We start from the raw sequence: 15057 nt of genomic DNA, 5'->3' as shown, positions 1-15057 counted from the left end.
GGCGGTGTCGCCGCGCCGGTGAAGTTCAGGAGTCTTGCATGAGGCACGCACGACGACGGGTCGTCCGGCGAGTGACGCGGCTGGCGGCGGTCGGCGGGCTCCTTCTCGGAGGAGCGATGGTCACCCGCGCGGTGGCGAGCGAGCCTCCTCCCGAGGTGTCCGCCGTCCCCTACACCTCCGCCCGGGCCGACGGCGGCACCGGCGCCGACCTCGTGGCACGGCTCGGCACCTCCCGTACGGCGGGCAGCTGGGTCGACGACGACGGGCGGCCGGTCGTGGCGGTCACCGACGAGAAAGCCGCCGCCGAGGTCCGCGAGGCGGGCGCGCAGGCGAAGATGGTGCGCCACAGCATGCGCGACCTCAAGTCGGCGACGGTGACGCTGCGTTCGGCGCCCCGGGTGGCCGGGACGGCATGGGCCATGGACTACCGGGCCAACGAGGTGGTGGTACGGGGTGACATCACCGTCTCCGCCGCCGACTGGGCGCGGCTGACCGAGGTGGCGGACGGCATCGGCGGCTTCGTCCGCATGGAGCGTACGAAGGGCACCTTCACAACCCGCCTGAACGGGGCGCAGCCCATCCTGTCGACGGCCGGGCGCTGTTCGGCGGGGTTCAACGTGACCGACGGGCGGAGCGACTTCATCCTCACGGCCGGGCACTGCGGGCCCGACGGCTCCGTCTGGTTCGCCGACAACCGGGCCCGGCAGCAGGTCGGTACGACGGTCGAGCGCAGCTTCCCGGGCGACGACTACTCCCTGGTGAAGTACGACAGCGGCCGGGCGGGCGCGGGCGCCGACGTCGTCGCGGTCGGCGACGGCAAGGGCGTCCGTATCACGGGCGTGGCGGACCCGACCGTGGGGCAACGGGTGTTCCGCAGCGGCAGCACCACCGGGCTGCGCGACGGGCAGGTGACCGCGCTCAACGCGACGGTGAACTACCCCGAGGGCACCGTGAGCGGGCTCGTCGAGACGAACGTGTGCGCCGAACCCGGCGACAGCGGCGGCCCGTTGTTCTCCGAGGGCATCGCGCTCGGTGTGACGTCGGGCGGCAGCGGGGACTGCGCGACGGGCGGGACGACGTTCTTCCAGCCGGTGACGAAGGCGCTGACCGAGCTCGGCATGAAGCTGATCGTGTCCGCGCCGCGCGGCGGTGACGGTACGAGCGCCGCACCCTCCCCGGCCCCGTCGGCCGATCAGGGCGCCGCCGCTCCGGGCGCCGCCGGGCCCGGCTCATCGGCGCCGGTGGGCGGCACGGATCCGTCCACGGTGCTGTCGAGGCTCGCCGACCCACGCAACATCGGGCCGGGTCTGCTGGTCATCGCGGGCAGCCTCGTCGCTCTGGTGGCCACGCGGTGGATCAGGGCGGAGCAGGACCGCAAGGCCTATCGCCAGCACTACTCGGCGACTTGGGGCTGAGCCGGCGGGCCGCCGCCTCAGCCCAGGGTCAGCAGCACGGTCGCGAGGCCGGCAGCCAGCAGTCCCGCGGCCTGTCCCCGGGTGATCCGCTCGTGCAGCAGGGCGAGGCCCAGCACGACGGGAAGGGCCGGGTAGAGGGAGGCCAGGACGACGGCGACGGCCAGCATCTGCTGCTGCGCGGCGAGCAGGTACAGCACGAGGCCGAGGGCGGCGCCCGCGCCCACCAGGAGCGCCTGGGCGCACCGTACGGGCGGCAGTCTCAGGCGCCGCGGGTGGCGGACGGCGTCCGGCAGCATGAGGAGGACGGCGGCGATCCGGCCCACGGCCACCGGCCACAGCCCGCTCGCGGCACCGGCCTGACCGAGGGCCAAGTACTGGACGGCGACGCCCACACTGGCGAGCAGACCGTCCGCCGTGCTCCGGCCCGGCGGCGCGCCGGAGAGACCTCCGTCACTGAGACGTCCACCACCGCCATCTCCGTCACCGCCACTGCCATCTTCGTCACCGCCACTGCCGAGACGTCCGTCACCAGGGCCCGCGTCACTCCGGGAGACCAGCCACAGCGCGGGTCCTGTCACGGCGATGCCGGCCCAGGCCAGTCCGCCGGGGCGGTCGCCGAGGACGGCCACCCCGCACAGCACGGACAGCGCGACGCCGGTGACGGCGCTCACCGGCACGACCACGCTCATCGCACCGCGGCTCAGTCCGCGGTTGAGGAAGCGCATGGCGGTGCCGCTGCCGACGCCCGACAGCGCGCCCCACAGCAGGTCGGACGTGCGGACGGCCTCCGCCGGGAACAGGAGCGCCGCCGCGCAGGCGAGCAGGAGCCCGCCGAGCTGGCCGAGGAAGGTGACGGCCGTGTGGTGGACGCGCCGGGAGAGCAGGCCACCGGCGAAATCGACGACGCCGTAACAGAGAGCCGAGGCCAGTGCGAGAAGGGCACCCATTGGATCGGGGGTGCCCCGGGACGGTGGGGTGATGCGTCGGCCGGGCTACGAGGGGCTCAGGCGGCCTGCACCGGCTGCGGAAGGGCGGCGGCCCACTCCAGGACGAGCCGCTGGTACTCCTCGCGCTGCTCGGTGCTCAGTGTCCCGCCCGACCGGAGCCACAGGGCCCGGATCTCCTCGTTGACCTCGGCAGCCGATCGCTCGGAGGAGGGTTCAACAGTGGTGGACATGGTGTGAATCTTACGGCCCCCGGCGTGAAGACGATGTGAGTAATCATGAGCTAAGTGGACATTTCGGACCGTGTTGCTGCTCACGTCCATCTGGCAGGGAATGCGGGCCGGTTCACGCATCGGCCGCCCCCAGGACCAGCACCTGGATGGCCAGGACCGCCGCGCCCCGCGCCCAGTCGTGAAAGTCGGACACTTTGGTCTCCAGATCGACCGGCGCCGCCAGTGGATGGCGGTTGACCCGGATGGTTTCCTCGACCGTCTCGCCGGCCACGTCCATCAGGCCGACCCCCTCCCCGGCCAGCAGGATCTTCTGCGGCATGGCGAAGTTGGCGATCTGGGCCACCAGGGTGCCCAGGGCGCGCGCGGCCTCGTCGATGACGCGAGCGGGCATGGGGTCCCCGGCGGCGGCGAGCGCGAGGATCTCCTCGTAGTCGAGGGCGCGGCCGGTGGCAGCCTGGATCTGGTAGCGGATGTTGGGGATGGTCAGCAGCGAGACGGCGCTGCCGCGCTGACCGTCGGGCGTGAGCGGGCCGTTGGGGTCGAGGATCCAGTGCCGGCCGAAGCCGCGGTCCTCCTCGGCGCAGGGCACCCGCTTGCCGCCGAGGACCAAGCCGTAGCCGATGCCGGCGCCGATGGTGAGGACGACGAAGCGGTCCAGGCCGCGGCCGGCGCCGAACCAGGTCTCGGCCTCGACGAGGGCGGCGACGTCGTTCTCGACGACCACCGGCAGTCCGGTGCGCTCCTCGACGAGGCGGGCGAGCGGGACGTCCCGCCAGCGCAGGAACGGGGACTCGCCGACCACGGCACGGTCCTCGACGAGGCCGCCCACGCCGATCCCGATGCCGGCGACACGCGGGTGGTCGCGGACCAGTTCGGCGGTCATCTCGCCCAGCAGCGCGGCGACTTCGGCGGGATCGTGGGTGGTGAGCGGCCGGTCGTGGCGGGCGACGATGTCGCTGCGGAGGGTGGTGACGACGCCGTAGACCATGTCCTCGGTGATCTTGTACCCGAGGAAGGAGCGCGAGTCGGCGACGACGTCCAGGGGCTGGGAGGGGCGGCCCTGGCGCGCGGCGACCGTACCGCCGTTGTCGGGTACCTCGACCAGCAGGCCCGATTCGATCAGCGGCTTGGTCAGACGGGTCAGGCTGCCCGCCGACAGGTCCAGCCGCCGCGCCAGCTCGGCGCGCGACAACGGTCCGTGGACGAGCACCTCGATCGCCACCGCGCGTTCGCCGGGACTCAGCGGCAGCCAGCTGGCAGCACCTGCAGTCATGGATGTCGGACCCCCCAGTTTTTTCCATCCCAGAACTAACAAGGCCACTCTACGGCGGGCCTACCGCCAGACAAAAGATATCCGCACACCCCTTGACGCAGAGATTATTCCGCGCCAAAAGTAAGTGGCCACCAGGACGAGCCGCCGCAGACGAGGGAGTCTTCGATGACCATCGCCTCCAGCAGCCCTCCACCGAGTCTGCCGCTCAGCGGCACGGAGGGCAGCCTGACCGCACCGAGGACCCGTGGGGCGACGGCCCGGGAGAACCGGGGGGACGGGCGACTCGCGGCGCTGTTCGTGGCCCCGGCGATGCTGGGCTTCCTGGTGTTCCTGCTCTGGCCGACGCTGCGCGGCATCTATCTGAGCTTCACCCGCTACAACCTGTTGACCCCGGCCGAGTGGGTGGGCCTGGACAACTACGTCCGCATGGTCAACGACCCCATCTTCTGGAACTCCCTGGGCGTCACCGTCGAGTACGTGGTGATCAACATCGGGGTGCAGACGGTCGCCGCGCTCGCCATCGCCGTCCTGCTCCAGCGGCTGTCGCAGTCGGCGCTCCTGCGCGGGATCGTGCTCACGCCGTACCTGATGTCGAACGTCGTCGCGGGTGTCGTCTTCCTTTGGATCCTCGACACCCAGCTCGGCATCGGCAACCAGATCCTCGGCGCCCTGGGCTTCGACCACATCCCGTTCCTCGCCGACGAGCACTGGGCGATCCCGACCATCGCGCTGATCAACGTCTGGCGGCACGTCGGCTATACCGCGCTGCTGCTGTTCGCCGGCCTCCAGGCCATTCCCCACGACGTGTACGAGGCGGCCAAGGTGGACGGCGCGAGCGAGTGGCGGATGTTCTGGCGGATCACGCTGCCGTTGCTGCGCCCGGTGCTGGCCGTCGTCCTGATCATGACGGTGATCGGTTCGTTCCAGGTGTTCGACACGGTCGCCGTCACCACCGCGGGCGGTCCGGCCAACGCCACCAACGTGCTCCAGTACTACATCTACGGCGCCGCCTTCGGCCGTTTCCAGTTCGGCTACGCCTCCGCGATGTCGGTCGCCCTGCTCGTCGTGCTGACCGCGATCACCATCCTCCAGTACCGGCTCACCCGGGCCGGCCGGACCGACCTCGGCTGACGGAAGGGAGTACCGGCATGGCTGCCGTTGCCACCACCACGACAACGCCCGCGCGCGTGCGGCGCAGGCCGTCCGCCGGCCGGATCGCCGCCTGGACCGTGATGGGCGCGATCGTCCTCATGACGCTGCTGCCGTTCTACTGGATCCTCAGGACGGCCCTGTCCACCAACACCGCGCTCGCCGCGCACCCAGGCGATCCCCTGCCGGTGGACTGGACACTCGGAGGCTTCGAACGGGCCCTCGGTCTGCAGTCCACCGAGGAGGCCATCGCCCAGGGCGGCGCGGGCGGCGGACTGCGCTTCTGGCGCTACCTGCTCAACTCGGTGGCCGTCTCGACGCTGATCACCGTCTGCCAGGTCTTCTTCTCCGCGATGGCCGCGTACGCCTTCGCACGACTGCGGTGGCGCGGCCGGGACAAGGTGTTCGCGCTGTTCCTGGCCGGCCTGATGGTGCCCTCCATCTTCACGCTGCTGCCGAACTTCGTGCTCATCAAGGAACTGGGCCTGGTGGACAGCCTGCTGGGGATCGCGCTGCCGACGATGTTCATGACGCCGTTCGCGGTGTTCTTCCTGCGGCAGTTCTTCATGAACGTCCCCCGTGAGGTCGAGGAGGCCGCGCTGCTCGACGGCGCGGGGAAGATCCGGGTCTTCTTCCGGGTGATGCTGCCGATGGCGTCCACCCCGGTCCTCACCCTGGGCGTGCTGACGTACATCACCGCCTGGAACGACTACTTCTGGCCGCTGATGGTCTCCTACAGCGACAGCTCACGGGTGCTGACCGTGGCCCTGGCGATCTTCCGGGCGCAGACCCCGCAGACCGGCTACGACTGGTCCGGTCTGATGGCGGCGACGCTGATCGCCGCACTCCCGATGCTCGTGCTCTTCGGCTGCTTCGCACGCCGCATCGTCGGCTCCATCAGCTTCACCGGGATCAAGTGAGGGAACGTCATGCGAATTCGTACGGTGGTGGCGATGACGGGTGCGCTGGCGCTGTCCCTGACCGGGTGCGCGCAGGGCGGCGGTACCGCCGCGTCCGCCGACACGGTGTCCTACTGGCTGTGGGACGCCAACCAGCTCCCCGCCTACCAGGCCTGCGCGAAGGGCTTCGAGAAGGAGAACCCCGGCCTGAAGGTCAGGATCACCCAGCTGGGCTGGAACGACTACTGGACCAAGCTGACCGCCGGCTTCATCGCGGGCACCCAGCCGGACGTATTCACGGACCACATCCAGAAGTTCGGCCAGTTCGCCGACCTGAAGGTGCTGGAGCCGCTGGACGGCCTCGGCATCGAGCCGTCCGACTACCAGGCGGGACTCGCCGACAGCTGGATCGCCCAGGACGGCCACCGCTACGGCGCCCCCAAGGACTGGGACACGGTCGCGCTCTTCTACAACAAGAAGATGACCGACCAGGCGGGGCTGACCGGCGAGGAGCTCAACAGCCTCGACTGGAACCCCAAGGACGGCGGCAGCTTCGAGAAGGCGATCGCCCACCTCACCGTCGACGCGAACGGCAGGCGCGGCGACGAACCCGGCTTCGACAAGAACAACGTCAAGGTGTACGGCCTGGCCAGCGGCGGCGAGGGCTCCGGTGACGGGCAGACGCAGTGGAGCCCCTTCACCTCGTCGGTCGGCTGGAACTACACCGACAAGAAGCGGTGGGGCACCGAGTACCGGTATGACGACAAAACCTTCCAGTCCACGATCGACTGGTACTTCGGACTGGCGAAGAAGGGGTACATGGCGCCGCTGTCGGACTACAGCGAGGGAGCCAACCCGGCCAACGCCCAACTCGCCTCCGGCCGGGCCGCGATGGCCTTCGACGGCGCCTGGATGATCTCGACGTACTACGGGTCCAAGGGCCTGAAGGTCGGCACGGCCTTCACCCCCGTCGGCCCCACCGGCAAGCGGGCCACGATGATGAACGGCCTCGCCGACTCCATCACCAGGAACGCCCGCAACAAGCAGGGCGCCGTCAAGTGGGTGAAGTACCTGTCGTCGGACAAGTGCCAGCGGATCGTGGGACGTTACGGGATCGTCTTCCCCGCCACGCCGGCCGGCACCGACGCCGCCATCGCGGCCTACGAGAAGAAGGGCATCGACGTCACGGCGTTCACCCGGCCGGTCGCCGACAAGAAGGACTTCACCACCTTCACGTACCCGATCACCAACTACGCGGCCGACGTGACGGCGCTGATGAAGCCCGCCATGCAGGACATCTACGGCAACGGCAAGCCCGTGAGCAGTCTCGACCAGACCAACGACCAGATCAACCTGATTCTCTCCCAGTGAAGGGCACGCATTTCATGACGTTCTCGCTCGGCATCGTCGGCGCCGGCCAGTTCTCCGGCCAGTTCGCCACGTTGTTCCAGGCCCACCCCGGCGTCAGCGACGTCTACGTCACCGACCTGCTGCCCGAAAGGGCCGAGCAGCTCGCCGCCGCCCAGGGGCTGGCCGGCGTCTTCCCCTCCTACGAGGCGATGCTGGAGTCGAAGGCCGTCGACGCGGTCGCGATCTTCACCCAGCGCTGGACGCACGGTCCGCTGGTGCTCCAGGGGCTGAACGCGGGCAAACACGTGTACTCCGCGGTCCCCATGGCGATCACCACCGAGGAGATCGCGGCCATCATCGACGCGGTCAAGGCGACCGGGCTGACGTACATGATGGGCGAGACCAGCCAGTACAACCCGGCGACGGTGCACGCCCGCAACCAGATCGCCAAGGGCGCCTTCGGGCGGCTGTTCTACGCCGAGGGCGACTACGTCCACGACATGGACCTGGGGTTCTACGAGGCGTACCAGTACAGCGGCGGCGAGAACTGGAAGGCCACCGCCAGCTATCCGCCCCTGCTGTACCCGACGCACGCGGTGGGCGGAGTGCTGGGCGCCTGGCAGACGCACGCGGTGAGCGTCTCCGCGATCGGTGTGGTCGACGACCGGGGCGACGGCGTCTTCGACAGGTCGGTCAGCCAGTTCGACAACGACGTCTCCAACGCCACCGCGCTGTTCGAGGTGGCGGGCGGCGGGTCGTTCCGTACGAACGAGTTCCGGCGGGTCGGCTACCCCTCACACATACGGGAGTCACGCTTCCGCTTCTTCGGGACGGAGGCGAGCATGGAGCAGCTCGCCACCGTCGCCCTGTGGCAGGACAAGAACGGGGTGGAGGACATCAGCGAACTGCTGGAGCCCAAGCCCACCATGTCGCCCGACGACCCCTCGCTCCAGCACATCGCGCCGGAGCTGCGGGCCGCCTTCACCTCGGGCTCGGCGCCGGTGCACGACCGCGCGCGCCTGCCGCGGGAGTTCGACCACCTGCACAACGGCCACGAGGGCAGCCACCACTTCCTGGTGGACGACTTCGTGACCGCGGTCAACACCCGCACTCTGCCGTCGGTGAACGCGTGGGTGGCGGCCCGCTACACCCTGCCGGGCATCGTCGCCCACGAGTCCGCGCGGCAGGGCGGGGTACGGCTGGAGATCCCGGACTTCGGAGACGCGCCGGAGGCCTGACACTCCGGTGCCGGCCGCGGCCGGGTGCCTGACCGCCGTCAGGTGCCCGGCTTGCGGCCGTAGACGAAGACGTCGTCGCCCTTCTTCAGCAGCGACCAGTACTTCTTGGCGTGGGTCTTGGTCATGTTGACGCAGCCGTGCGAGCCGGGCGGGTTCCACATGCTGACACCGACCGAGTGGAAGGCCTGGCCGCCGTCGAAGAACTGGGCGTAGGGCATCGGCACGTCGTAGATGGACGAGACGTGGTCGATGTTGCGCCAGTAGATCTTCTTCAGGCCGGTGCGGGTCTCGTACCCGTCGCGGCCCGTGCGCACCGGCACCGGGCCGTAGACCAGCTTCTCGCCGTCCTGGATCCAGCTCAGCTGGAGGGTGAGGTTCACGCAGGCGATGCGGCCCTTGTTCACCGGGCACTTGCCGTCCTTGTTGGGCTTGTCGCCGACGGCCTTCTGCTTGTTCATCAGGTCCATCACGCCCCAGGTGACCGGACCCGCGTAGCCGATGTTCGGCGTAATGCCGTGCTTGGTCTGGAACGCCTGGATGGCCTTGCAGTCGGCGGCGGACTGCTTGCCGTCGACCGGGCGGCCGAGGAACTTCTCCACCTGCTTCTGGTACGGGCCGGTCTGCGTGGTGCAGCTCGCGGCCTGCGCCGGCGCGGCGCCGAGCGCGAGCGTGAGCGGTGCCACCAGCCCGGTGATCCCGAGTGCGACGGCGCCCCGTCTGCGAATGTCCCCCATGGTCGGCCTTCCCCTGCGTGTGCGGTGTGTTCTTCCGCGAGCTAGACCGGTGTGCGGGGGCATCGGTTGTAGGGCCGGGCCGGGTCGCGACGAAACGGTGACATTCCCGCGTTCGGGGCACTCGCCGCGCACGGTCGCGGGGTGTGGTCGCCAGGGGCCGGGTGGACAGGGGCTGGGTGTACCGGTTCCGGTGGACCGGTGCCGGGTGGCGGCCAGGGAGCGCGCGGCGGGTGGGCACTGGGGGAAGGAACCCGGCGGAAGGCGGCTGCCAGCAGGGCCCCGCGCCGACCGAGCGTGGCGCGCGCCCCGGGGCGGCTCGCCGATCAGGCCCGACGCGGCGGCGTCGAGCGATCAGCGGTACGAGCAGCCCGGCGGGTGCCAGGACCGCTCCCGATGCGGGTGCCAGGACCGCCCCCGCCGGCCCTGCGTGCGGCCGAGGCCGACGCCCCGCCCGCGGGCGGACGTGGCGGGCGCCGGTCAGCAGGCCGAGGCCACCCGCGACGGCCGTGCCGGCCGTCCGTCCGCGTGGCTCACCGGTACCCGGTCGTGTCGGCCGGCTTGCCCGCGTCCTGGACCTCGACGAGGTAGCGCCAGGCGTCGGGGCGGCTGCCGTCGAGGTCGGTGAAGCCGTACACCTGGGCCAGGCCGCCGCTGGAGAGGGACTGCCCGTTGAAGCGGGCCACGTCCGGGTCGGCGGCCAGCGCGGCGACGGCGCGGCCCACGTAGCGCGGGGTCTCCGAGATGGCGAAGTGCGGCACGCGGTCCAGGGCGTCGCGCCAGTTCTCCTCCCGTACCCCGAAGTGGTCGAGCATGATCTCCGAGCGCAGCCAGCCGGGAGTCAGGGCGACGGCGGTGGCGCCGCGCGGGCCGAGTTCGTGGCCGAGCGCGAAGGCCATGCGCAGCACGGACGCCTTGGCCAGGTCGTAGAAGAAGGAGTTGCGGTAACGGTCGCGGTTGTAGTCGGCGGTGCCGTCGGTGACCTCGACGACCAGGCCGCCTGGGGTGCGCAGCAGCAGGGGCAGGGCGTGGTGGCTGGTGATGGCGTGCGTCTCGACCGCCAGCCGCAGCAGGCGGAGGCCGTTGTCGAGGTCGTGCTCCCAGACCGGGGTGTCCCACTCGAAGAGCGTCTCACCGCCCCAGATGTCGTTGACGAGGACGTCGAGGCGGCCCTGCTCGTCGGTGATCCGGTTAACGAGGGTGCGCACCCGCGCCGGGTCGAGGTGGTCGGTGGGGACGGCGACGCCGTGTCCGCCGGCCTCGGTGACGAGGTCGGCGGTGTCCTCGATGGTCTCCGGGCGGTCGTACGCGGAGCGCCGGGCGCGGGTGGTGCGGCCGGTGACGTAGACCGTCGCACCGGCCGCTCCGAGTTCGGCGATGCCGCGTCCGGCTCCCCGGGTCGCTCCGGCGACCAGTGCGACCTTGCCCTTCAGCGGCTGTTCCGGCATGTCCGGCCTCCCTTGATTGCCTGGGTCCGCTTTCAGGGTGGCGGGCAAGCCGGACATCTTCTGTCGTCTTTTCCGGTGGGCATCCGTCAATGCCCCCGGTCGATCCACTCCTGGAGGTGCGGCGCCTCGGCACCGATGGTGGTGGGGTCGCCGTGGCCGGTGAGGACGTCGGTCTCGGGTGGGAGGGTGAGCAGCCGGTCGCGGATCGAGTCGATGATGGTCGGGAAGTGGGAGTAGGAGCGTCCGGTGGCGCCGGGCCCGCCCTGGAAGAGGGTGTCGCCGGTGAAGACGGTCGCCAGGCCCGGGTCGTACAGGCAGACCGCGCCCGGTGCGTGGCCCGGTGTGTGCAGCACCCTCAGGTCGGCTCCGGCGGCCTCGATCACCTGGCCGTCGACCAGCCACGCGTCGGGCTCCCGGTCGGCATGGGTCTGCTTCCACAGCGGCAGGTCGTCGTGGTGCAGCCAGACGGTCGCGCCGGTGCGCTCGGCCAGGGCGGGCGCGGCGTCGATGTGGTCGTTGTGGGCGTGGGTGCACACGATCGCGGTCAGGCGACGGTCACCGACCGCCTCGGCGATGGCGTTGGCGTCGTGGGCGGCGTCGATGACGATCACCTCGTGGTCGTCGCCGACGAGCCACACGTTGTTGTCGACGTCCCAGGTGCCGCCGTCGAGTGTGAACTGTCCGGAGGTGACCAGGCGTTCGATCCGGGCGGTCATCACAGCACCACCACCGAGCGCAGCACGTCGCCGTGGTGCATCCGCTCGAACGCCTTGTCCACCTCGTCCAGCGCGATGGTCTCCGTCACGAACGCCTCCAGGTCAAGACGCCCCTGCAGATGCAGATCCACCAGCATCGGGAAGTCCCGGGAGGGCAGGCAGTCGCCGTACCAGGACGACTTCAGCGCGCCGCCGCGGCCGAAGACGTCCAGGAGCGGCAGTTCGAGCTTCATCTCGGGAGTGGGCACACCGACGAGGACGACCGTGCCCGCCAGGTCGCGGGCGTAGAAGGCCTGCTGGTAGGTCTCGGGGCGGCCGACGGCCTCGATGACGACGTCGGCGCCGAAGCCACCGGTCAGTTCGCGGATCGCCTCGACCGGGTCGGTCTCGCGGGAGTTGACGGTGTGGGTGGCGCCCATCGCGCGGGCGGTGGCCAGCTTGCGGTCGTCGATGTCGACGGCGATGATCCGCGCCGCTCCGGCCAGGTGCGATCCGGCGATGGCCGCGTCACCGACACCGCCGCAGCCGATGACCGCGACCGAGTCGCCCCGGCCGACGTTCCCGGTGTTGATGGCGGCTCCGATGCCGGCCATCACACCGCAGCCGAGCAGTCCGGCGGCCTGCGGGGAGACGGCGGGATCGACCTTGGTGCACTGCCCGGCCGCCACCAGCGTCTTCTCCGCGAAGGCCCCGATGCCCAGGGCCGGGGAGAGCTCGGTGCCGTCGGTGAGGGTCATCCGCTGTTCGGCGTTGTGGGTGTCGAAGCAGTACCAGGGGCGGCCACGCAGGCAGGCGCGGCACTTCCCGCACACCGCACGCCAGTTGAGGATCACGAAGTCACCGGGCGCGACCTCGGTGACCCCGTCGCCCACCGACTCCACCACGCCCGCGGCCTCGTGGCCCAGCAGGAAGGGGAAGTCGTCGCTGATGCCGCCCTGCTTGTAGTGCAGATCGGTGTGGCACACCCCGCAGGCCTGGACGCGCACGACGGCCTCGCCCGGGCCCGGGTCGGGCACCACGATCGTCTCGGTCCGCACCGGCTCGTCCTTCCCCGGTGCGATCACACCCCGTACCTGCTGCGCCATGGTGCTGACTCCTTCGTCCGCCGGTGTCCGTCTCCTCGACCCTACGCGCGAGTGATCGGTGACGGGCCCCGATCACGCCGGTCCGGGCGCGGTGCCGGCCCCTTGCGGCGTACCCGCCAGGCGGCCGTCGCCGGGCGCGTTATTCGCGGGCCCCGCCCGCTGCCGCCGACATAGCCTGGGGGCTCCGCCCGCCCCGAAGGAGAGACGTGAGCATCGCAGCGACGGACACCGGCCGGCCCGCCTGGCGGCTGCTCCTCGGATACGTACGGCCCCACCGCCGGTCCCTGATCGCGGGAGCCGTGCTCTCGCTGGTGACGGGGGCGACCGGGCTGATGCTGCCGCTGGTGGCCCGCGACCTCATCGACGACCTCGCGCACGACCGGGCCATCACCGGCGCGCTGCTGGCGATGTCGGCCCTGGTCATCGCCAACGCGGCGGTGGGCGCTCTGGGTTCGTACGTGCTGCGGCGCACCGCGGAGTCGGTGGTGCTGGGGGCGCGGCGCGCCCTGTCGTCGTATCTGCTGCGGCTGCGGATCACCGCCGTCGACCGCACCGAGCCCGGCGACCTGATGGCCCGCATCACCTCCGACACGACCCTGCTAAGGGAGGTCACCACGGACTCGCTCGTCGGGCTGGGCACGGGCGGTCTCACGCTCGCCGCCACGGTGGCGATGATGGGCCTGGTGGACCCGGTGCTGCTCGCTGTCACGCTGGCCGTGGTGCTGGGCGCGGGGACGGTCCTCGGCGTGATCGTGCCGCGCATCAACCGGGCGAGCAGGCAGGCGCAGGACGCGGTCGGTGTGATGGGTGCCTCGCTGGAGCGGATTCTCGGCGCGCTGCGCACCGTGAAGGCGTCCGGCGCCGAGCACCGGGAGGAGCGGACGCTGCACGAGGCCGCGCAGGAGTCGTGGCGGCAGAGCGTGCGCGCCGCCAAGTGGTCGGCGGCGGCGGGCAACACGGCGGGGCTGGCGATGCAGGTCGCCTTCATCACGGTGCTCGCGGTGGGCGGCGCGCGGGTGGCGACCGGGGCCATCGACATCGGCACACTGGTCGCGTTCCTGCTGTTCGTCTTCTACCTGATGTCCCCGATACAGCAGGTAGTCGGCGCGATCACGCAGTACCAGACGGGCTCGGCCGCCCTCGCCCGTATCCAGGAGGCCCTGCTCCTGCCCGCGGAACCGGCCGCGCCGCCCGCCGCGCTGCCCTCGGCCGGCGTCGAACCCGCCGCGGTCGCCTTCGAGGAGGTGCGCTTCCGGTACGCCGACGACCTGCCGTACGTCCACCACGGGGTGACGTTCGCGGTGCCCGCGCGCGGCATGACGGCGTTCGTCGGCCCGTCCGGCGCGGGCAAGACCACCGTCTTCTCCCTCATCGAACGGTTCTACGAGCCCGACTCGGGCACGATCACGCTCGACGGCCGTGACCTGGCCGACTGGGATCTGCCCCGGCTCCGGGCCGCCATCGGCTACGTAGAGCAGGACGCTCCGGTCCTGTCGGGGTCGCTGCGGGAGAACCTGCTGCTGGGCAACCCGGAGGCGGACGACGACGCCCTCGCGCGCGTGCTGAAGACGACTCGGCTGGACGATCTGGTCGCCCGGCTGCCGGACGGCCTCGACACGCTCGTCGGGCACCGCGGCACCAAGCTCTCCGGAGGTGAACGGCAGCGCGTCGCCATCGCCCGCGCCCTGCTGCGCCGCCCCCGGCTGCTGCTGCTGGACGAGGCCACCTCGCAGCTGGACGCGGTGAACGAGGCGGCCCTGCGCGACACCGTCGCCGACGTGGCCCGTACGACCACGGTCCTGGTCGTGGCGCACCGGCTGTCCACGGTGACGATGGCCGACCGGATCGTGGTGATGGACGCGGGCCGGGTCCGGGCCGTCGGCAGCCACCGCGAACTCGTGACCGCCGACCCGCTCTACGCGGAATTGGCGGCGACCCAGTTCCTCGGCGCGGACGACTGACCGCCGCGGCGCTCCGGCTGCGCTTGCCGAGCCCGCCGGGCCGGAGGAGCCTCGGAAGGAGAGGCCCGCAGCGGCCCGCTCCTCGTCGGGCCGCGCCCCCGTAGGAGGTCACCATGGCAACCGCGGCAGACCCCGCCTTCGACACCGAGACCCTGCGCCGCGCGGTGGAAGGCGAGAACCCGGAGATCCTTCTCTCCCTCTACACGGACGACGCGGAGTTCCGCATCGTCGACCACACCAGCCAGCCCAGCCACCCCAAGGTCCTGCGCGGCCGGGACGAGATCGCCCGGATGCTGGAGGACGTCTACAGCCGGGACATGACGCACAAGCTGGAGCAGTGCGTCGTCCAGGGCGATCGGGCCGCCTACACGGAGTCCTGCCTGTACACGGACGGGGTGCGGGTGCTCTCCGAGTCGATGCTCTCGCTGCGGGGCGGCAAGATCGCCGAACAGACCCTGATCCAGGCCTGGGACGAGTAGGGAGGCGGGCCCTCACGGCCGGCCTCGGTAGGCCGAGGCCGGGCCGAGGCCGGGCCGTGAAGGGCGCTGAGGTGGAGCACCACCGGGGAGCGGCCGCGCGGAGCGATGCCGTGCGGCTGGGCGTGGGCCACCAGCC

The 15057-nt window shown here is 71.2% G+C and carries 14 protein-coding genes; 7 read left to right on the top strand and 7 right to left on the bottom strand.

What is annotated here, in order from left to right; translation table 11 throughout:
* Positions 1-38 precede the first annotated feature (38 nt).
* Entirely contained in the window at positions 39-1415 is a 1377-nt protein-coding gene (locus ACFPZJ_RS32880; RefSeq protein ID WP_381029347.1) for a S1 family peptidase, read from the top strand.
* A gap of 17 nt (positions 1416-1432) precedes the next feature.
* Here the strand turns inward: ACFPZJ_RS32880 and ACFPZJ_RS32875 are convergent, their stop codons facing one another.
* The 3 genes from ACFPZJ_RS32875 to ACFPZJ_RS32865 form a co-directional block, all read right to left on the bottom strand.
* A complete protein-coding gene (locus ACFPZJ_RS32875) occupies positions 1433-2362 on the bottom strand; it encodes an EamA family transporter (protein WP_381029345.1) in 930 nt (309 codons plus the stop codon).
* Between the two features lie 56 nt (positions 2363-2418).
* A complete protein-coding gene (locus tag ACFPZJ_RS32870; RefSeq protein ID WP_381029343.1) occupies positions 2419-2592 on the bottom strand; it encodes a hypothetical protein in 174 nt (57 codons plus the stop codon).
* A gap of 112 nt (positions 2593-2704) precedes the next feature.
* On the bottom strand, positions 2705-3865 hold the full coding sequence (locus ACFPZJ_RS32865) for an ROK family transcriptional regulator (RefSeq protein WP_381029341.1): 1161 nt from the start codon (positions 3863-3865) through the stop codon (positions 2705-2707).
* 165 nt (positions 3866-4030) lie between these two features.
* On the opposite strand from ACFPZJ_RS32865, the gene ACFPZJ_RS32860 reads away from it, so the two are divergent.
* From ACFPZJ_RS32860 to ACFPZJ_RS32845, 4 genes are read left to right on the top strand one after another with little or no spacing between them, the layout of a single operon-like run.
* Positions 4031-4996: a carbohydrate ABC transporter permease gene (locus tag ACFPZJ_RS32860; RefSeq protein ID WP_381029339.1), complete on the top strand. Its 966-nt coding sequence runs from the start codon at positions 4031-4033 to the stop codon at positions 4994-4996.
* Between the two features lie 17 nt (positions 4997-5013).
* Entirely contained in the window at positions 5014-5934 is a 921-nt protein-coding gene (locus ACFPZJ_RS32855; protein ID WP_381029336.1) for a carbohydrate ABC transporter permease, read from the top strand.
* 9 nt (positions 5935-5943) lie between these two features.
* Positions 5944-7284 carry an ABC transporter substrate-binding protein gene (locus tag ACFPZJ_RS32850; protein WP_381029334.1) on the top strand — a complete coding sequence of 447 codons (1341 nt, stop codon included), beginning with the start codon at positions 5944-5946 and terminating at the stop codon, positions 7282-7284.
* A gap of 14 nt (positions 7285-7298) precedes the next feature.
* The gene (locus ACFPZJ_RS32845) at positions 7299-8501 is read left to right on the top strand and encodes a Gfo/Idh/MocA family protein (RefSeq protein WP_381029595.1); all 1203 of its coding nucleotides are present in this window, start codon (positions 7299-7301) and stop codon (positions 8499-8501) included.
* Positions 8502-8539: 38 nt separating this feature from the next.
* Here the strand turns inward: ACFPZJ_RS32845 and ACFPZJ_RS32840 are convergent, their stop codons facing one another.
* The 4 genes from ACFPZJ_RS32840 to ACFPZJ_RS32825 form a co-directional block, all read right to left on the bottom strand.
* Positions 8540-9235, bottom strand: coding sequence for a L,D-transpeptidase family protein (locus tag ACFPZJ_RS32840; protein ID WP_381029332.1), 696 nt, complete (start codon positions 9233-9235; stop codon positions 8540-8542).
* Between the two features lie 530 nt (positions 9236-9765).
* The gene (locus tag ACFPZJ_RS32835) at positions 9766-10680 is read right to left on the bottom strand and encodes an SDR family oxidoreductase (RefSeq protein ID WP_381029329.1); all 915 of its coding nucleotides are present in this window, start codon (positions 10678-10680) and stop codon (positions 9766-9768) included.
* Positions 10681-10766: 86 nt separating this feature from the next.
* Positions 10767-11396: an MBL fold metallo-hydrolase gene (locus tag ACFPZJ_RS32830; RefSeq protein ID WP_381029327.1), complete on the bottom strand. Its 630-nt coding sequence runs from the start codon at positions 11394-11396 to the stop codon at positions 10767-10769.
* A complete protein-coding gene (locus ACFPZJ_RS32825) occupies positions 11396-12481 on the bottom strand; it encodes an S-(hydroxymethyl)mycothiol dehydrogenase (protein WP_381029325.1) in 1086 nt (361 codons plus the stop codon). Before ACFPZJ_RS32825 ends, ACFPZJ_RS32830 begins: the two co-directional genes overlap by 1 nt.
* Before the next feature lie 206 nt (positions 12482-12687).
* Between ACFPZJ_RS32825 and ACFPZJ_RS32820 the strand changes: the two genes are divergently transcribed.
* Positions 12688-14442: an ABC transporter ATP-binding protein gene (locus ACFPZJ_RS32820; RefSeq protein ID WP_381029322.1), complete on the top strand. Its 1755-nt coding sequence runs from the start codon at positions 12688-12690 to the stop codon at positions 14440-14442.
* Positions 14443-14555: 113 nt separating this feature from the next.
* Entirely contained in the window at positions 14556-14921 is a 366-nt protein-coding gene (locus tag ACFPZJ_RS32815) for a nuclear transport factor 2 family protein (RefSeq protein ID WP_381029319.1), read from the top strand.
* Positions 14922-15057 lie beyond the last annotated feature (136 nt).

Origin of the sequence: Streptomyces bullii, from assembly GCF_042657145.1 — a bacterium.
GTDB classification, from domain to species: domain Bacteria; phylum Actinomycetota; class Actinomycetes; order Streptomycetales; family Streptomycetaceae; genus Streptomyces; species Streptomyces bullii.
The sequence above is the reverse complement of the archived record's forward strand: the minus strand, read 5'-3'. Positions and strand labels throughout refer to the sequence as shown.